The sequence below is a fragment of the Methylomonas stagni genome (assembly GCF_050154735.1).
Classification (GTDB): domain Bacteria; phylum Pseudomonadota; class Gammaproteobacteria; order Methylococcales; family Methylomonadaceae; genus Methylomonas; species Methylomonas koyamae_A.
In genome coordinates this window covers 478,399-496,345 of record NZ_CP189557.1, presented here as the reverse complement: position 1 = coordinate 496,345, position 17,947 = coordinate 478,399, and the positions used below count along the sequence as shown (strand labels likewise).

Annotated in this window: 24 protein-coding genes; all 24 read right to left on the bottom strand. The window is 60.2% G+C overall.

The window, feature by feature from the left end; all coding sequences use genetic code 11:
• Window position 1: 1 nt before the first annotated feature.
• Window positions 2–544: a hypothetical protein gene (locus ACP4CD_RS02270; RefSeq protein ID WP_426993263.1), complete on the bottom strand. Its 543-nt coding sequence runs from the start codon at window positions 542–544 to the stop codon at window positions 2–4.
• A 1-nt stretch (window position 545) separates the two neighbouring features.
• Window positions 546–794, bottom strand: coding sequence for an acyl carrier protein (locus tag ACP4CD_RS02265; RefSeq protein ID WP_064027499.1), 249 nt, complete (start codon window positions 792–794; stop codon window positions 546–548).
• The gene (locus tag ACP4CD_RS02260) at window positions 794–1,048 is read right to left on the bottom strand and encodes a phosphopantetheine-binding protein (protein WP_083385919.1); all 255 of its coding nucleotides are present in this window, start codon (window positions 1,046–1,048) and stop codon (window positions 794–796) included. Before ACP4CD_RS02260 ends, ACP4CD_RS02265 begins: the two co-directional genes overlap by 1 nt.
• On the bottom strand, window positions 1,038–1,832 hold the full coding sequence (locus ACP4CD_RS02255; RefSeq protein WP_426993261.1) for a lysophospholipid acyltransferase family protein: 795 nt from the start codon (window positions 1,830–1,832) through the stop codon (window positions 1,038–1,040). The genes ACP4CD_RS02260 and ACP4CD_RS02255 overlap by 11 nt, the downstream gene beginning before the upstream one ends.
• Window positions 1,817–2,485 carry a beta-ketoacyl synthase chain length factor gene (locus ACP4CD_RS02250; protein WP_313729943.1) on the bottom strand — a complete coding sequence of 223 codons (669 nt, stop codon included), beginning with the start codon at window positions 2,483–2,485 and terminating at the stop codon, window positions 1,817–1,819. The genes ACP4CD_RS02255 and ACP4CD_RS02250 overlap by 16 nt, the downstream gene beginning before the upstream one ends.
• 8 nt (window positions 2,486–2,493) lie before the next feature.
• Window positions 2,494–3,057 (bottom strand): GNAT family N-acetyltransferase, encoded by a 564-nt coding sequence (locus ACP4CD_RS02245; protein WP_426993259.1) that lies wholly within the window; start codon window positions 3,055–3,057, stop codon window positions 2,494–2,496.
• 37 nt (window positions 3,058–3,094) lie between these two features.
• Window positions 3,095–3,454 (bottom strand): hypothetical protein, encoded by a 360-nt coding sequence (locus ACP4CD_RS02240; RefSeq protein WP_064027453.1) that lies wholly within the window; start codon window positions 3,452–3,454, stop codon window positions 3,095–3,097.
• A gap of 17 nt (window positions 3,455–3,471) precedes the next feature.
• Window positions 3,472–4,695, bottom strand: a complete 1,224-nt coding sequence (locus ACP4CD_RS02235) for a beta-ketoacyl-ACP synthase (RefSeq protein WP_426993257.1) — start codon at window positions 4,693–4,695, stop codon at window positions 3,472–3,474.
• Entirely contained in the window at window positions 4,692–5,417 is a 726-nt protein-coding gene (gene fabG / locus ACP4CD_RS02230; RefSeq protein ID WP_426993255.1) for a 3-oxoacyl-ACP reductase FabG, read from the bottom strand. The genes ACP4CD_RS02235 and fabG overlap by 4 nt, the downstream gene beginning before the upstream one ends.
• Window positions 5,410–5,844: a hotdog family protein gene (locus ACP4CD_RS02225; RefSeq protein ID WP_071157942.1), complete on the bottom strand. Its 435-nt coding sequence runs from the start codon at window positions 5,842–5,844 to the stop codon at window positions 5,410–5,412. Before ACP4CD_RS02225 ends, fabG begins: the two co-directional genes overlap by 8 nt.
• On the bottom strand, window positions 5,841–7,022 hold the full coding sequence (locus ACP4CD_RS02220) for a beta-ketoacyl-[acyl-carrier-protein] synthase family protein (RefSeq protein ID WP_426993253.1): 1,182 nt from the start codon (window positions 7,020–7,022) through the stop codon (window positions 5,841–5,843). Before ACP4CD_RS02220 ends, ACP4CD_RS02225 begins: the two co-directional genes overlap by 4 nt.
• A 10-nt stretch (window positions 7,023–7,032) precedes the next feature.
• Window positions 7,033–7,725 (bottom strand): class I SAM-dependent methyltransferase, encoded by a 693-nt coding sequence (locus ACP4CD_RS02215; protein ID WP_064027446.1) that lies wholly within the window; start codon window positions 7,723–7,725, stop codon window positions 7,033–7,035.
• Between the two features lie 196 nt (window positions 7,726–7,921).
• Entirely contained in the window at window positions 7,922–9,601 is a 1,680-nt protein-coding gene (locus ACP4CD_RS02210) for a glycogen debranching protein (protein WP_426993251.1), read from the bottom strand.
• Complete coding sequence (locus tag ACP4CD_RS02205; protein WP_426993250.1) at window positions 9,598–9,984, bottom strand: hypothetical protein; 387 nt, start codon at window positions 9,982–9,984, stop codon at window positions 9,598–9,600. Before ACP4CD_RS02205 ends, ACP4CD_RS02210 begins: the two co-directional genes overlap by 4 nt.
• Window positions 9,985–10,285: 301 nt before the next feature.
• Window positions 10,286–11,407, bottom strand: a complete 1,122-nt coding sequence (locus tag ACP4CD_RS02200; protein WP_426993248.1) for a methyltransferase — start codon at window positions 11,405–11,407, stop codon at window positions 10,286–10,288.
• A gap of 243 nt (window positions 11,408–11,650) precedes the next feature.
• Window positions 11,651–12,439 (bottom strand): TatD family hydrolase, encoded by a 789-nt coding sequence (locus ACP4CD_RS02195; protein ID WP_071157932.1) that lies wholly within the window; start codon window positions 12,437–12,439, stop codon window positions 11,651–11,653.
• A gap of 44 nt (window positions 12,440–12,483) precedes the next feature.
• On the bottom strand, window positions 12,484–12,837 hold the full coding sequence (locus ACP4CD_RS02190) for a PilZ domain-containing protein (RefSeq protein ID WP_071157930.1): 354 nt from the start codon (window positions 12,835–12,837) through the stop codon (window positions 12,484–12,486).
• 3 nt (window positions 12,838–12,840) lie between these two features.
• Entirely contained in the window at window positions 12,841–13,833 is a 993-nt protein-coding gene (locus tag ACP4CD_RS02185; protein ID WP_313729932.1) for a DNA polymerase III subunit delta', read from the bottom strand.
• The gene (gene tmk, locus ACP4CD_RS02180) at window positions 13,830–14,459 is read right to left on the bottom strand and encodes a dTMP kinase (RefSeq protein WP_168029575.1); all 630 of its coding nucleotides are present in this window, start codon (window positions 14,457–14,459) and stop codon (window positions 13,830–13,832) included. Before tmk ends, ACP4CD_RS02185 begins: the two co-directional genes overlap by 4 nt.
• A complete protein-coding gene (gene mltG / locus ACP4CD_RS02175; protein WP_254786776.1) occupies window positions 14,456–15,460 on the bottom strand; it encodes an endolytic transglycosylase MltG in 1,005 nt (334 codons plus the stop codon). Before mltG ends, tmk begins: the two co-directional genes overlap by 4 nt.
• Window positions 15,460–16,053, bottom strand: coding sequence for an aminodeoxychorismate lyase (gene pabC / locus ACP4CD_RS02170; protein ID WP_426993245.1), 594 nt, complete (start codon window positions 16,051–16,053; stop codon window positions 15,460–15,462). Before pabC ends, mltG begins: the two co-directional genes overlap by 1 nt.
• Window positions 16,041–16,283, bottom strand: coding sequence for an aminotransferase class IV (locus ACP4CD_RS02165; RefSeq protein ID WP_426993243.1), 243 nt, complete (start codon window positions 16,281–16,283; stop codon window positions 16,041–16,043). The genes pabC and ACP4CD_RS02165 overlap by 13 nt, the downstream gene beginning before the upstream one ends.
• Before the next feature lie 28 nt (window positions 16,284–16,311).
• Entirely contained in the window at window positions 16,312–17,556 is a 1,245-nt protein-coding gene (fabF, locus tag ACP4CD_RS02160; RefSeq protein WP_064027430.1) for a beta-ketoacyl-ACP synthase II, read from the bottom strand.
• Window positions 17,557–17,649: 93 nt separating this feature from the next.
• Entirely contained in the window at window positions 17,650–17,883 is a 234-nt protein-coding gene (gene acpP, locus ACP4CD_RS02155; RefSeq protein ID WP_013820083.1) for an acyl carrier protein, read from the bottom strand.
• Window positions 17,884–17,947 lie beyond the last annotated feature (64 nt).

Below are 17,947 nucleotides of genomic sequence, written 5' to 3'. Positions count from 1 at the left end.
GCTAACCTCGCCAAGCGGCGCGGCGCCGGACACCGTATTCGCCGAGCAACAGCAGCCCCATCAACAGATAGGCGATCAGTCCGTTGTACAAGCTCCACACCTCAAAGCTGGCATACAGCGCGGTGACCAGCGCGGCCGTGCCGTTCAGCACGAAAAAGCCGCACCACAACACGGTCACCCGGCGAGTGTAAATCACGCCGGCGGCCGGTAAATCCGGGGTTTGCAACCGGGCCAGCCGCTCGATCAGGCTGGGCGGGCGCAGCAGGCTGACGCCGAAGATTGCCAGCATCGCGGCGTTGACCGCGAACGGGTAGAAACGCAGGGTCAATACCTGATTGCTCCAGACCGCGAACGCCGCGAAGGCCAAGCCGGCCCAAGCCGCCTGACGCATCCAGCGCTGGCCGGCCAAGGCCAGGCGCGCGGCCAGCAATCCGGCCAACGCCGCCGCGATCCAGCGCGGTTCCAGATAGCGTAGGCCGAAATACACCGCCGCCGGATACAACAGCATCAACAGGCCGACCGCCGCATTGAACCAGCGCGGCATGCTACTCTTGCAGCAAACGATGGACGGCCTCGACCACGTCGCCAATGCTGCGAGCGGTTTTGAAGTCTTCCGGTTTGACCATCTTGCCGGTAACTTCCTTCAGACGCACGATCATGTCCACCGCGTCTATGCTGTCGAAATCCAGATCTTCGTAGAGTTTGGCTTCCGGAACGATGGCCGCCGCGTCGATTTCGAACATTTCGACCATGATGTCGCGGATCGCCGCCAAGATGTCTTCGCGAGTTTGCATCATGCCGCGCTCCCGGCCGTCGCCAAAAAGCGCGCCAGCGACGCCACCGACGCGAATATCGCCGCGACGTCGTGCTGCTCGGCATCGATCTTGACGCCGTAGCGTTTGCGGATCGCCACGCCCAACTCCAGCGCATCGATGGAGTCCAATCCCAGGCCGCCGTCGAACAACGGCGCCTCGCTATCGATGTCGGCGACATCGACATCCTCCAAGGCCAGCGTGTCGATAATCAGGCGTTTTAATTCAGTTTCCATCGTGTTCATCGTTCATTCGTCGTTCGCTAAAGTAGTCTTGCAAGGTTTCGGTCAGCCGCCGCACCGCGATCGAACGCGGCTCGATCGCTCGAAAGGCGTCGATATCGATGGCGTCGCCGACCTGCATTGTAAGCGCAAAGCGCCGCGCCGGGATGCGATACCACGGCTCGGCCTTGGTCAGCGTGCTGGGACGGCAGCGTAGCACCACCGGCGTGACGAGGCAGTCGGCCTGCAAGGCCAGCGCCGCCGCGCCGCGCTGAAACCGGTAGGCTCGGCCCGGTACCGAACGGGTGCCTTCCGGAAACACGATCAGACAGCCGCCTTCGCGCAGACGTTCGGCGCAGGCGTCCAACATCGCTTGCGAATCGGCGTTGCTGATGTAGCCGGCGTGCAATATCGGTCCGCGCATCGCCGGATTGCGCCATAGACTAGCCTTGACGATGCAACTGGCGTGTTGAATGCGGCTCAGCAGAAATACCACGTCGACCAGCGTCGGGTGATTGGCGACGATCAACTGGCCGGGCCGGTTCAATTTCTCCAGGCCGTCGATCCGGTAAGTCATCACGCCCAGCCGATGCATCAGACCGATGAAGGTGTAAAAGCTCAGGTGCACCGCGTATTGGGCGCGGCGCTGCTTGGCGGCCGGCAAACCGGGCCGCAACGCCAATACCGGCAACACCAGCCACCACAACAGCATGCCGCCGACGCCGAACACCGCGAAACTTACGGCGGTGGCGAACAGCCGCCAAGCGTAGTCCAAACCGCGAATCAGCGCTTTTGCCATAACCAGCCCTGGCCGTTGTTGCCCAAACGGAGTTCGGCGCGGGTATCGAAAAGAAATTCGACCAAGGCCGGCAATTGCAGCGGCTGCTCGCCGTCGCCGCGCGGCTCGGCCAGCCGCTCAAAACGGCAGACCAGGCCTGCCCCGCCGCGCGCCAAACGCAGGGCCAAGGCCGCGCCGGGCGCCGACAGCCGATAGCCGGTAGTCGGATAAAAGTCCGGCAGCGCTTCATCGTAAAACACCAGCAAAACTTCTTGATGACCTTCGCCGAGCAGCCCCAAGGCTTCGATAAAGCCCGGCCCCACGCCGCCCGCGCCGGGCGCCAAGGCCACCGTTTCCAGCCGGTGGGCGTAAACCATCGAATACAGGCCGGCGATGGCATTGTGTACCGACAAGCTAAATCCGGCCGGCGACAAGTCCTCGCCGGCTTGCAGGGTTTGCAGCAAGGCCAGCGAATCGGCAATTTGGCCGTGGCTGGAGCTGAATACCGCCGGCAAGGCCTCGCCGGGCGCGATGCAGCCGTCGATCGCCCGAAACGCGCGGCGGGCCAGCGGGCTCAAGCGTCGTAACAAACTTTTCGGAACCTGGCGCGGTGCCGGGCCGTCGGCCGGGTTTAAATCCGCGTGCCAGCCGCGAATCGTAAAATCGAGTGCCATGGCGTCGCTTAAACCGCCGAACGCCGCCGCCACTCCGTGTCGGCCAATCGGTATAAAACATGCCGCCGCAACGGGCTGTTTGCCGGCAGTAGCGGGTGATCGAATTCGCGGTCGCGGCGCATGCCCAAGCGCCGCATCACCGCTTCCGAGCGAGCGTTCCCCAGTGCGGTGAACGAGACGATTTCCGGCAGACTCAGGGTTTCGAATCCAAAAGCCAACGCGGCCCGCGCCGCCTCGCTGGCGTAGCCCTGCCGCCAATGGCGGTAGGCCAGGCGCCAGCCGACTTCGACGCAAGGCGCGAAGTCGTGGCGGGTGGAGGGTTCGTGCAATCCCACGTAGCCGATGAACTCGCCGGAGCCGGTCAATTCCACCGCCCAAAATCCCCAGCCGCGCTCGGCGATCAAGGCTTGCAAGCGCTCGGCCAACGCATCGCTGGCGGCCCGGTCCAGGGCTTGCGGCAGATGCGCCATCACGCGGGCATCGGCATTGATCGCTGCGAACGTCGGCCGGTCGGCGTCCCGCCACTGCCGCAGTATCAAGCGGGCAGTGGCGAGAGTGTGGACTTCGGTCATCTCCGCCCCCGTTCGGTTCCGATCGGGCGCACCGCGGTCACTCCTGCTTGTCGTTGATCAAGTCGTAAGTGATGTCAGGGTTCAAGCCGATAGGCCAGTAAATGATCGCGAACGGCGGCCAAAAGATCGAAACCACCCGGAACTTGGCGCGGAGTTTACCTTCCTTCAGCACCTTGCCGTTTTTCTCCAATTTGTACGGAATGCCGCCGCCGGGCGGCATGCCGGCCGCGGTCCAGAAATACGGTTTGGTGGTAACTTCGCCGTTCGCACTGATTTGCACCGGCTCCGGCCGTTTGTACAAATACAGTTGCGAGCCATCCGGCACTTTGAAGTGACCGGTCGTCGAACAGCCGGCCAATATCATCAGGGCCGCGAACCACAGGATTAATCGTTTCATGTCGTCTCCTATTAAAGTTAAGACCAGCGTTTGAAAATCAGCGAGGTATTGATGCCGCCAAACGCAAAGTTGTTGCTCATCACGTACTCGCAAGTCAACAAGCGAATACTGCCCTGAATATAGTCGAGTTCCGCGCAAGCCGGATCGACGGTTTCCAGATTGGCGGTAGCGTGAAACCAACCCTCGCGCATCATCATGATCGCGGCCCAGGCTTCCAACACGCCGCAGGCACCCAAGGTATGTCCGGTAAAGCTCTTTAAGGCACTGACCGGCATCCGCGCGCCGAACACCGCGCGGGTGGCGTGACTCTCGGCGATGTCGCCGTATTCGGTGGCGGTGCCGTGGGCGCTGACATAGCCGATCGCCGCCGGCTCCAACCCGGCGTCGCTCAGCGCCAGCCGCATCGTGGTTTGCATGCTGGCGCTGTCCGGTTGGGTCACATGCAGACCGTCGGAATTGGTGCCGTAGCCGACCACTTCCGCGTAAATTCGCGCGCCGCGCGCTTGGGCGTGTTCCAGATCTTCCAGGATGAAGGTGCCGGCCCCCTCGCCTATCACCAAGCCGTCGCGGTCGCGGTCGAAGGGGCGCGGTGTTTGCTCGGGATGGTCGTTGCGCAAGCTGGTCGCGAACAAGGTATCGAACACGGCCGCTTCGGAAGCCGACAGCTCGTCGGCGCCGCCGGCCACCATCACTTGCTGCCGGCCGAATTTGATCGCCTCGTAGGCATAGCCTATGCCCTGACTGCCCGAGGTACAGGCGCTGGACGTGGTGTAAACCCGGCCGTTGATCCCAAAATACAGGCCGATATTGACCGGCGCGGTATGCGCCATCATCCGGATATACGACGTGGCGTTCAGGCCGTCGGTGGCGCGGTTGATCAGCATGTTGCCGAAGTCGGCGATCGCATCGTAACTGCCGGCGCAACTGCCGTAGGCGATGCCGGTTTGACCGCTGTCCAGACAGGGGTGAAACAACAAGCCGGCGTCCTTCAACGCCCATTCGGTGGCAAGCGTCGCCATCAAGGCCACTCGGCCCATCGACCGGGTTTGCTTACGGGTATAGTGCGCCGGCCGCTCGAACTCGACCGGCCCGGCCAGGCGGGTGTTCAGTCCGTTATAAATATCCCACTCCGGCATGGTCCGAATGCCGGTGCGATCAGCCTGTAAATGTTCGGCGATGGTTTCCCAATCGTTGCCGATCGGAGATAGTCCGGCCATGCCAGTCACGACGACGCGTTTCAACACAGGCCTCCGTTGACCGAAATCACTTGCCGAGTGATGTAAGCCGCATCCTTGGACAATAAAAACGCGACCGTCGCGGCGACTTCCTCCGGTCGACCGACCCGGCGGGCCGGAATCAAGCCCTTGATTTCGTCGAGCGGCAGTTCGTCCAGCATGTCGGTGGCGATCAGACCCGGCGCCACGCAATTGACGGTAATCTCGCGCTTGGCCAACTCCAGCGCCAAGGCCTTGGTCGCGCCGATGATGCCGGCCTTGGCGGCGCTGTAATTGACCTGGCCGCGATTGCCCATCAGGCCGGACACCGACGACAGCGTGACGATGCGGCCGGGTTTACGACGCCGCACCATCGGCATCACCAGCGGTTGCAAGACGTTGTAAAAGGCGTCGAGATTGGTGTGGATGACGCTGTCCCATTCCTCGCCGGTCAGGGCCGGAAAAGCGTTATCGGCGGCGATGCCGGCGTTGCAAACCACGCCGTAATAGGCGCCGTGACTATCGATGTCGGCGTTCAATACCGCCGCGCATTCAGCCCGGTCGGCGACGTCGAATTGCAGGATGCGGGACTGCCGGCCGAGTTCGGCAATCTGGGCCGCCACGACTTCGGCGTCGTGGCGTCGGCTGCGGCAATGCAGGACCAAATCGTAACCCAGACCGGCCAAGTAAAGGGCAATAGCTCGGCCTATGCCCCGACTGGAGCCGGTCACTAACACGGTATCATTCATGCAAATCGTCAGGTTGGAAAACGTTGAGGGTGGCGGAAATGTCGATATTGTCGCCGCGAATCCGGCATTCGAAAACTCCCAATTGACCTTCTTGCAGAATTTTCGCGGCTTCGACCGTCAGACGAGCGCCGACCGGCAGATAATCGACATTGCCGAGATAGCGCCGGGTACCCAGCAAAAAGCCCAGCCGGATCGGCTCGCCGGCCTGCTTGGCTTTCAGTCCGGCATAAACGCCGATGGTTTGCGCCATGTATTCGATGCCGGCCCACGCCGGCACCTGCTCGGCGTCGCCGAACAGCAAACCGTCGCCGCGCACCGTTAACTCGGTGGCAACCCCGGCCTCATCGAAATGCAACAGCCGGTCCAACAGCACCATCGCGCCGGTATGCGGCAACAGCTCGGCGATCGGCGTATCGAACCCGATCATGCCCGCGCCACGACTATAGAGACGTTGCTGCCGCCGAACGCAAACGAATTGCTCTGACACACCCCGACCGGCCGGCCCAGCGTTTGCCCGGGCCGTACCCAGTTCAGCCGGGGCAAGGCCGGATCATCGTCGGCGTCGTTGACGTTGGGAATCAGCGCGCCGGCTGGGTTGGCATCGGTCAGCAACAACCAACAAAATCCCAATTCCAGCGCCGCCGCCGTGCCTAGCGTATGACCGGTCATGCCCTTGCTGGAGCCGACCGGCACTCGACCGCCGAACACTTCATGCACGGCCCGGCTTTCCATCGCGTCGTTCAACGGGGTCGCGGTACCGTGCAGGTTGACGTAATCGACTTGCGCCGTATCTAGGCGAGCTTGCTCCAGCGCCTGCCGCATCGCGGCGGCGACCGCGACGCCGACCGGGTCGGGCGCGGAAAAATGATGGGCGTCGCTAGTCGCCGCCGCGCCGAGCAAAGCCACCGGCCCCGGCACTCGGCTCATCACGAATAGCGCAGCCGCTTCGCCCAAATTGATACCGTCGCGCCCGGCGCCAAACGGCCGGCACAATCCCTTGCTGACCGATTCCAGCGCCGCGAAACCGTTGACCGTCAAACCGCACAGGCTATCGGCCCCGCCGACCAGCACCGCGTCGCACAAGTCCAGATCCAGCAAACGCCGGGCCGACAATATCGCCTTGCCGCTGGACGAACAGGCGGTCGATACCGTGTAACGCGGCCCGCCCAAGCCCAAATAGCCCGCCAAGAAATCGGCGCCGGCCCCCATTTGCTGTTGCTTGTAATGGAAACCGGCCGGAATCGCGCCGGTCTCGGCCAGCGCTTGCAAAGCCAGTTCGCTGTTGCGCACGCCGGACGTGCTGGTGCCCAGAACGACACCGATCCGGTCGGCACCGTAACGCGCGGTCATTTCGAACAGCGTGTTTTCGAGCTGACGGGCGGCCGCCAACAGCAGCCGATTGTTGCGGCAGCGATACGCGGCCCAAGCGTCCGGCAATTCGGGCAATTCGGCCCCGACCCGGCCCAGATACAGCGGCCGGCCCGGCGTGAACTCGTCGCTGGCCACCAAGCCGGAGCGGTCGCCTCGCTGCAACGCCCCGAGTATCTCGCTCCGCTGGTGGCCCAGCGCGCACAGCAGTGCCGCATCGTTGAAGTAAAACCTCATCGGCCCAGCACTATTTCACCGCCACCAGATTCAGCAGCGTCGGTTCGGGACGGGTTGGGAGCGACCAGCCGAACCATTCCAGCGCGCCGGCATCCGGCCTACTCCACCACAAATACGGCGTCGAAATCCGCTCGGCATCGACGCGAAAACCGGTGTCGCGAATCAAGCGCAAATATTGGTCGGCGGTCTTTTGCACCGCCATCGGGTGGCGAAACAGCAAGCGTATCGGCAGCGAATGGATGAAACGCTTGCAAGACTCGGCAAATAACAGCAAACCGCCGGGCTTTAACACCCGGTAAAACTCCCGCATCGCCTCCGGATGCCGAACAATATGATGAAAACTCTGATGGCAAAACACGATATCGAAGCCGGCGTCCGGATACGGCAGGCGCTCGGCGTTACCCAGGCTGACCGTCACCGGACAAGCGCAACGGCCGGCCTGACCTTGGGCATCGGCCAACAGTGCGGCGTCGATTTCGATCGCGGCAATGCGGCTGGGCGCGAACGCCTCCGCCAGCAACGCAAACGAATTTCCCCGGCCGCAGCCCACGTCCAATATCGTCGGTGCCGCCGGCGCGGCGGGCATCAAACGCCGCAAATCGGCGATCGCCACCCGCAACACCCGCTTGCGCCAGGTTTCGGTGTTCAAAAACCAAATGCCGAAGGCGCTTTCCTTGATCCAGCAGGTTTGGGAGAGAGTCATGTCAGCAACGCTATGATCGGGCGATTGGGAAACCAGCGGAAAATGTAGTCATCGCACCGCGAATTCCGGTTTTTAGACCCGCCCTAGGTCTTGCCGGGCGAGCCAGAGGCGGATAAGTCGAAATTGACCGCGCGACACGGTTAAACAGCGGCGCATTATAAGCGGATAGGACCGATTCCGGCACGCCGGCGGCGGCTTAGATTTTCGCCAGCAACATCACCGTCGACCGGGCTTGAGCGCGATAAACGAACTCGCCCACCGCGACCGCCGCCTCGGCACCGACGCAATCGTCCGGCGACGCCAGCGCGGTATCGATCACCCGCGCCCATTGCAGCGGGGCGTTTTGATAACTCCGCGGCAATTCGAAAGCCAGGCTTTCCCAGTAGCTGTTGAAAATAAAATAAATCAGATATGGCCGCTGCAGCTTGGCGATCAGAATCGCCAGGCCGTGCGAATCCCGTCCCCAATCGGGTTGATGCAACTTGACGCCGTGGTACTCGATATACAGCTGTTGGAAAAACAGATTCAACGTGGCTTGCGACTCCTTCCAGGTATACAGCAAGCCGCGCAACTCGATCAGTAGTTTGACGAAACGGTGGATGTCGGCATGTTTGTCCCGCAAGGACCAATCCAACCAGCTCAGCTCGTTATCCTGGCAATAGGCATTGTTGTTACCCCACTGGCTGCGGCAGACTTCGTCGCCCATCGTCAGCATCGGCGTGCCGGCGGAAAGCAAGGTCAAGGCCAGGAAATTCTTGATCTGGCGCTTGCGCAGCCGGTTGATGTCCGCGGCATCGGTTGGTCCCTCGGCGCCGCAATTCCAGCTGAGATTGTTGTCGCAACCGTCGCGATTGCCTTCCCGATTAGCTTCGTTGTGCTTGACGTTGTACGACACCAAATCGTAGAGCGTAAAACCGTCGTGGCAGGTCACGAAGTTGACGCTGGTTTCGGGTTCGCGCCGTTCGGCGGCAAAAATATCGGGACTGGCGAACAGACGATTGGGCAATTTGGCGACACTACCCGGCGCGGCCCGCCAGAAATCGCGGATGTCGTCGCGAAACTGGCCGTTCCACTCCTTCCAGAAGTCGCCGATGAAACAGCCAACTTGGTACAAGCCGGCCGCATCCCAGGCTTCGGCGATCAATTTGCTGCCGGACAACACCGGATCGGTTTCGATGTCCCATAAAATCGGCGGATTCGGAAACGGCCGGCCTTCTTCGTCGCGCGACAAAATCGACGCCAAATCGAAGCGAAAACCGTCCACGTGCATTTCGGTAACCCAATAGCGCAAACTATCCAAAATCAAGCGCCGCACCACCGAATGGTTGGCCTTCAGGGTGTTGCCGGTACCGGCGTAGTTGGTGTAGGCGCCGTTTTGCGGATCGAGGATGTAGTAGACGTCGTTGGCCAGGCCCTTGAAACAAAACATCGGCCCGCGCTGATCGCCCTCGGCGGTATGGTTGAACACCACGTCCAGGATCACTTCGATACCGGCGCGGTGCAGGGCTTTCACCATGTCGCGAAACTCGGCGATCGCGGCCAGCGGCGCCGAATCCGAGCTGTAACCGCAATGCGGCGCGAAAAACGAGACCGGCGAATAGCCCCAATAATTGCTCAGACCCGGCGGCGCGTCTTGCGGATCGAATTGAAACACCGGCAGCAACTCGACGGCTGTGACGCCCAAATCCTTCAAATACGGAATTTTCTCGATCACGCCGGCATAGGTGCCGCGCTTGTTCGCCGCGACGCCGGAACTGGCGTGCTGGGTGAAACCGCGCACGTGCATTTCGTAAATCACGCTACCGCGAAACGGTTTACGCAGCGGCGCGTCGCCTTCCCAGTTGTAGCCCCGGTAATCGACCACGACGCTTTTCATCGCCACCCCCAATTGACGCCTGGCCGGCACGCGGCCTGGCGATCGTAATTCGGCCCGGCCGCGACGCCGCGCGCGTAAGGATCGAGCAGCAGTTTTTCCGGATCGAAACGCAGGCCGCGCTCGGGATTGTTGGGCCCGTTCACCCGGTAGCCGTACAACTGGCCGGCTTGAATGTCGGGTGCGTAGATGTGCCAGTAGTGGAAGGTCCGGTGGCGTAGCGGGTCCAGCGGCACGATGCGGCTGGGTATATCGTCGTCCGCCGCGTCGAACAGCAGCAGCTCGACCGAGGTAGCATTCTTGGCGTACACGCTGAAGTTGGCGCCCCCCGGACGCAAGGTTGAACCCAGCGGATAGGAACTGCCCGTGTTGACTTTGCCGTTCATGTCGCTAAAACTCCCGGTTACGTGGGATTCCCGAACCAAGATCCCTGACCGAAAGTTTAGGAGAATATCTAGAAACTGGACGAAACCTAGGGTTTTGCCGTTGCCGATCGGGTGGCCGCCAAAACGCGCAGAATCGCCAAGGGAGGTATCGCGGCTTCGGTTTGGTCATAGGGGATGACGACGCAGACCAGACAAGGTGTGCGCTCCGTTAGCCGCTGGATCGAAATTGGTCGCGGACAGATTGCCGTCCCGATAGGCTTAGCACGAATTGATCGGCGCCCCTCCCGGACCCGAAAAGCCTTCAACGCCTGATGCAACTGAATACCGAAAACTTCGGATTGGCCGCCACTAACCGACAGTTGCCGAATAACTTGCCCAAACTCAGCTGATAATTCAAATGACGGTTACCGATCACCCGCAATTCGCCGCCACTACGCAAGACCCTTTGGGCGTGGGTAAACATCGACCAAGCGATCTGGTCGCCAACCGTATGTTGTTGATGAAAGGGCGGATTGCAAACGACGCAATCGGCGCTTTCGGCCGGAAACTCTGTCAGGCCGTCACCGGCGACAAATTCGGCGTCGCGGCTATCCGCGAATGCCGTTTGGAAATTTTCCCGCGCCGACGCCAAGGCCATGAACGATTCGTCGACGAATACCAAACGGCCGGCCGGATAGCGCCGGGCCAGCATCACGCCGACGATGCCGTTTCCGCAACCCAGGTCGATCAAATCGCGGTAGCCGGTCCGATCCGGCAGGTGCTGCAACAAAAAGCGGGTGCCGATGTCCAGCGAATCGCGCGAAAACACATTGGCATGGTTGGTGACGATCAACTCGTCGTCTTCCAAGCGGTAACGGGTCGGATAGGGATTGGCCGGCAGTTCCAAGTCGGAATTGACTTGCACGAACAATAAGCGGGCTTTTTTGACCGCCAGCGACGGCGTGCAAGGGCCGAGCAAGCGTTCGAGTAACTTCCAGGCGGTGGGCGGCAGATTCTTGACCATGCCGGCCGCGATCACGCGAGCGCCGGGGGCCAATCGCGGTTTCAAGCCGTGTAGTTGGTGTTCCAGCAAAGCCAGCGTTTTCGGAATTTTGATCAGCAGGCAATCGATACCGGGGATAGGCAATCCGAGGCTGTCCAGCAATGCGACGTTTGCCACGTCTAGGCCGTTGCGGCGCAAATTGTCGCGGGTGGCTTGTTGCGACAGCCAGGAATCGGATATCGCGGTCGGCTGGTACGCGTGCAGCGCGACGGCCAAGGCGCCGAAACCGTCGTTTAAAATGGCGATCCTCGCGCGGTCGGAAAGCCCGATTTCCGCAAGATGAGTCAACAGATATTCGTCGGCCGCATCCCACGCTCTGAGCGTTTCCTGGCGCCGGTGTGGCAGGCGCGCCAGTTGAAAACGCCCCTGGGGCACTATCATCTCTTGTTCCATGTTCGGTTGACGGCTTCCGCCTAGAGCTTGGCGGCTAGGTCACCGCTCCCAATGGTTTCAGTAGCGACAATTTGCCACGCGGCAATATGCCACATTTTCGACCGCACTTTAGTTCAGTAGACTAAACGCGACTCTTGTATGCGCCCCAGACGGGGAATGAGAGTTATACCCCACCTCTCTATGCGGTCAGCCTCAAACATCCGGGTCCTGACCGCTTTTTTTGCCGCTGGATCAATGCGCCTCGCCAAAACCGCCGGCAAATAAGCGATAAAAATTCTCGGTGGACTGCCGGGCGACCGTCTCGACGTCGACGCCGCGCAATTCGGCGATGTGCTCGGCGACATACCGCACATATAACGGATAATTGGGCTTGCCGCGATGCGGTACCGGCGCCAGATACGGCGAATCGGTTTCGATCAAGTAGCGGTCGGCCGGAATTCGCCGGGCGACATCCTTGATCGCTTCGGCGTTCTTGAAGGTCACGATCCCGGAAAACGAAATATAAAAATTCAGTTCCAAGGCTTTTTCGGCATAATCCCAGTCCTCGGTAAAACAATGGATGATACCGCCGACCGTATCGGCGCCTTCTTCCCTGAGCACCTGCAACGCATCCTGGCCGGCTTCGCGGGTATGAATAATCAGCGGCTTATTCAGCTGCTTGGCGACGGCGATGTGGTTACGAAAGCGGCGAAATTGCCAACCCAGATCGCCTTGGCTGCGAAAATAATCCAGTCCGGTTTCGCCGATGGCGATTACCTTGGCGTCGCTCCCCAGTTCCAGCAAATCCTCGACGCCGGGTTCGCGGCCGTCGGTCACGTTTGGATGTACGCCGACCGATAGCGAAATGTCGGGGTAAGGCTCGATCAAGCGCCGCATGGCGGGATAGGCCTCCAGATCGATGCCTATGCACAGCATGCGGCTGATTTGCTGGGCGCGAGCGGCGCCGACGAAACCGGCAAAATCGCCGCCGTAGGGCTGCAAGTCGATCCGGTCGAGGTGGCAATGGGAGTCTATGAACATCGGATGGTTTACGAAAATCAAGGCCGGCGGACATGCCGACAATACTACATGGTATGGGTGGAGCGGTCGGATTCCAGCGCGCCGGCCAGATAGGTTTCGATTTTATTGCGGGCCATGCCGCCGTCCTGGTCGCTAAATTGCACGCCGATGCCGGCGGCCCGATAACCCTCGGCGCCGTTCGGGGTTTTCCAGATGATCTTGCCGGCGATCGGCAATCGCTCGGTTTCATCCATCAAATTCAGCAGCATGAACACTTCTTCGCCCATTTCGTATTCGCGCTTGGTCGGAATGAACAATCCGCCGTTTTTGACGAAAGGCATATAGGCGGCATACAAGGCATTCTTGTCCTTGATCGACAGCGAGAGTATGCCTTGCCGGGGTGACGGAGTTTCTGCCATGGCTTAATTCGGATTGAGTTGCGACCAACGGATCAGGAGTTGCTCGACCAGTAATTGCCGGTTCATTTGGGTCGCCAATTGCGATTTGGCGAGCAACAAGGCGTCGTAAAAACGGTACAAGCCTTGCAATTCTAGCCGCTTGGACAGGGCTTGCAAGGCATTTTTCATGTCGGGATCGGCTGCGTCGGCCGGCTCCGCCACATGAGCGCAGCGAATGATGTCCGCCACCCATTGCGCCATCCAGGTCAAGGCCACCGCTAATTCCACCGGCTCGCCCTTCTGCCACTGTTCGGCAACCGCCAACGGATTGCCCTGCCCCCTAACTATCGCCAGCCAGTCCTGGAAATAGCGCTGGCGATATTCGGCGATGTTGCGTTGTGCATATTCGCCGGCCAGTAGCGGAGCACCGCGCGCCAACTCCAATATCGGTTCGGCGTCGGTCAATATGCCTTGTCCGGCTAGCCATTCCAAGGCCAGCGCCTTGGGCGGCAATGGACAATACAGCTTTTGACAACGACTGCGTATCGTTGCCGGTAGCCGGCCAGGTTGCTCAGTCAGCAACAGCAAACAAGTCCTTTCGGTCGGTTCTTCCAGACACTTAAGAAAGGCGTTGGCCGATGCGGTGTTGAGCAGTTCGGCCGGGCTCAAAATCACCACCCGGTAGGTGCGGTCGTATTGCGGCTTCAGCGCGAGCTTGGCGATCAAGTGGCGGATTTTGTCGATACCGATCGCCTTGCCGGGTTCGTCGGGTTCGACGCTCAAATAGTCGGGATGCGTGCCGGCCGCCACCAACAGGCAAGCATGACAGCGCCCGCAGGCTGAAGCGTCGCCCGCCGGCGTTTCGCACAACAACGCCCGCGCGTAGTAGTCCAGCAAATGCCGCCGGCCGATGCCGGCCGGACCGGAAACCAGCAAGGCCTGCGGCACCCGCCCTTGGGCAAGGTAGGCTTGCAAGGTTTGCCAAGCCGGCTGCTGCCAGGGGTAAAGCGTTGTCATCGCCGCTCCAACAACGCCGCCAATTCGTCGGCCAAACTACCTTGCACGTCCTCCAGCGGCCGCCCGGCATCGACGACCCGGTAGCGTTCCGGATATTGCGCGGCCCTGGATAGATAGCACTGGCGAACGCGCTCGAAAAACTCGCCACGCTCGGCTTCGAAGCGGTCGGCCGCGCCGCGCCGTCCGACCCGCCCCATACCAATTTCGACCGGCGCATCCAACAACAAGGTCAGGTCGGGGCGCAGGTCGCCCTGCACGCAATGCTCCAACCATTCGATCGTCGCGACGTCCAGTCGGCGTCCGCCGCCCTGATAAGCGTAAGTCGCATCGGTGAAACGGTCGCATAGCACCCATTTCCCGGATTCCAAGGCCGGTAAGATCACTTGGCGGATATGCTGAGCCCGCGCCGCGAATACCAGCAACAGTTCAGCCTGCTCGGACAAGGGTTCGTCGGCTTTTTCCAGCAGAATCGCTCGGATCTTCTCGGCAATCCCGGTGCCGCCCGGTTCGCGAGTCACCACCGAAACGATGCCGCGCATCTCCAGCCAAGCCTTAACAAATTGTAAATTGGTGGACTTACCGACGCCTTCGCCGCCTTCCAAGGTGATGAAACAACCGCGACTCATCGTTGGTAACGCTCCACATACTTTTCGTGCTCGGCCAAGGTGGACGAAAACGCGTGACGGCCGTTGCCGCGCGCGACGAAATACAGCGCATCGCCGTGGTCGGGATGCAGCGCGGCGACGATAGCCTCCTTGCCCGGCAATGCGATCGGCGTCGGCGGCAAGCCTTCGATGATGTAGGTGTTATATGGCGTGGGCTCGCGTAAATCCTTGTGGCGAATATCGCCGTGATAACTGTCGCCCATCCCGTAAATCACGGTCGGATCGGTTTGCAGCAGCATACCTTTTTTCAGGCGCCGGGCGAATACGCCGGCGATTTGTCGACGCTCTTCGGCCGCTCCGGTTTCCTTTTCGACGATCGACGCCAAGATCAAGGCTTGGTAGGGGGTTTCCAGCGGCACGTTTTGATCGCGCTTGGACCACTCCTCGGCCAACACTTTTTGCATCCGGTCGTGTGCGCGTTTCAGCAGTTCGATATCGGCCGTGTATTTTTCAAAGTAATAAGTATCCGGAAAAAACAAGCCCTCCGGATGGGGTTTGTCCGAGCCGATGCCCTTCATCAACTCGGTCAACTCGGCGTCGCTGAGCGTATGCGCCAAATAAGGATTGGTTTTGACGGCTTGAAACAGTTGTTTGAACGACCAACCTTCCGGAAAAGTGATGGAATATTGGCGGGTGCGACCTTCTGTCAGCTGTTGCAAAATGTCGGCCGCGCTGGCGCCCTTGGCCAAGACGTACTCGCCGCGCTTGAGGCCGCGATCCAAGTGTTTTCGATAGGCGAACAGCTTGAACCAGAAGCGGTTGATTTGCACGCGGTGGGCCAGCAGTGTCGAAATCACGCTGTCCAAGGTATCGCCGCGGCGGATTTCGATGACGGTTTCGCTGGCCACCACCGGTTTTTTCTCGATCAGATGATAGTGCATCCCGGCCCAGATCGAGATCAGTCCCGCCAGCATCAGCAGCGTGAACGCGGCAATGCTGTGACCCATGACATGCTTGGCCATCACGACAACTCCCGTTGTTTGGCTAGCCGATAGGCCGCGCATATACGTTGAGTCACCGGCCCGACCGGGAAATCTTGCCCGGCCAAGCGCCGCACCGGCCAAATCCCGATCACCGAGTTGGTCACGAACACTTCGTCGGCCGCCAATACCTGATCCACGGTGATCGCCGCTTCCACCGACGGCAAGCCTTCGGCGGCCGCGAACGCCAAACTCCATTCGCGAACGATGCCGGCCACGCCGCAATCGGTCAAAGCAGGCGTCAGCAAAACGCCGTTCTCGACGATAAACAGATTACTCATCGTGCCTTCCACGACGTAATTCTGGACATCCAGCATCAAACCTTCCTGGCAGCTGTCGTCCGACCACTCTGCGCGGGCAAGTACTTGCTCCAAACGATTCAAATGCTTGATGCCGGCCAGCGTGGCATTGCTGGACAAGCGTTGCCGACAAAAATCGGCGACGATGCCGTCGGTTTGGTAATGCGCGGGGTAATCGGGATAGGGATGCAGGCTGAACAGCCGAGTAGGCTGGATAACGTCCGGTTGCCGGTAGCCTCGCCCGCCGCAACCGCGAGTAACGATCAGCTTAAGCACCGCGGCTTCCTGCCGGCGGCGAAAGTCAAGGCTTCCGATTCTAGCAATTCGGCGTCCGGCGCGGGAATCATCAAACGCCGGCAGCCCGACGCCAGACGTCTAAGATGCCGATCGAGAAATAAAGGCCGGCCTTGCCGGACTTCCAGCGTTTCGAACAGGCCGTCGCCGTATTGCAAGCCGCGATCGGCCGGATCGATGCAATGCGCGGGTTCGCCGTTCAGCAGAAACATCGCCGGTCACTGCCGCGGCCCGCAAAAATTATGCGTAGCGTTTGAACACCAGAGAACCGTTGGTGCCGCCGAATCCAAACGAATTGGAGATCGCGACGTCGATTTTCATGTTTCTGGCGATGTTGGGAACATAATCCAGATCGCATTCCGGATCGGGATTTTCCAGGTTGATCGTCGGCGGCGCGATCTGGTTGCAAATCGCCAGCGAGGTCAGTACGGCCTCGATGCCGCCGGCCGCCCCCAGCAAATGGCCTATCATCGACTTGGTCGAACTCACCGCGACCTTGTAAGCGTACTCGCCCAACGCGGCTTTCATCGCATGGGTTTCTCCGATGTCGCCCGCCGGGGTCGAGGTGCCGTGCGCGTTGATGTAATCGATATCTTCCGGATTCAACTTGGCGTCGCGCATGGCGTTACGCATGCAGCGAGCCGCGCCCTCGCCGCCCTCGGACGGCGACGTGATGTGATAAGCGTCGCCGCTCATGCCGTAACCGACCAACTCGGCGTAAATCTTGGCGCCGCGCGCCTTGGCGTGCTCCAACTCTTCCAACACGATCACACCGGCACCGTCGCTCAATACAAAGCCGTCGCGATCGCGATCCCAAGGCCGGCTGGCCCGTTGCGGATCGTCGTTACGGCGAGACAAGGCCTTGGCGGCGGCAAAACCGCCCATCGCGGTCGGCGATGTCGTGCAGCGCTCGGCACCGCCGGCGACCATCACGTCCGCATCGCCATATTTGATCAAGCGAGCGGCGTCGCCGATATTGTGCGTGCCGGTCGAGCAGGCGGTGACGATCGCGAAATTCGGGCCTTTCAAACCGTATTTGATCGACAAATTGCCGGAGATCATGTTGATGATGTTGCCGGGCACGAAGAACGGCGAGATCCGCCGCGGGCCGGCCGCCGTGTAGGTGGCGTAGCACTCTTCGATACCGGTAATCCCACCGATGCCGGCGCCGATCGCGACGCCGATACGCTCGGCATTCTGTTCGGTGACGACGATACCGGAGTCTTCGAAAGCCTGACAACCTGCCGCGATGCCGTAGTGCACGAAACCATCCATGCGTTTGGCGTCTTTCTCGGCGATGTAGTCGCCGATATTGAAGTTTCTGATCACACCGCCGAAGGTGGTCGCAAAGGGCGAAATATCAAAGGAATCGATCGGACTAATGCCGCTCTTGCCATTGACGATACCGTCCCAAGTATCGGCAACATTGTTGGCTAAAGGCGTGACGGCGCCCAAGCCCGTAATAACAACTCGACGTGTGCTCACAGAAAACTACCGGTAAAAAAGAAGACAACCAGGAAGAGAGGGAGGAACCGGCTAGTGGATGGAAACGCCATCCACTAACTGACTTGAATCGACTTATTGCAAGTTGGCGTTGATGTAATCGATAGCCAATTGGACGGTGGTGATTTTTTCGGCTTCTTCGTCCGGAATTTCGCACTCGAATTCTTCTTCCAGAGCCATGACAAGTTCAACTGTGTCTAAAGAATCAGCGCCAAGATCGTCAACAAAAGACGCATCGTTTGCGATTTCTTCCTTTACGCCTAATTGTTCCGCGACAATCTTTTTTACTCGTTCTTCGATATTACTCATATATTTTTCCTCGAACAATGCAAATGCCTGATTGCAAGCACTTACCTTATCTTTAGTGTTGTAT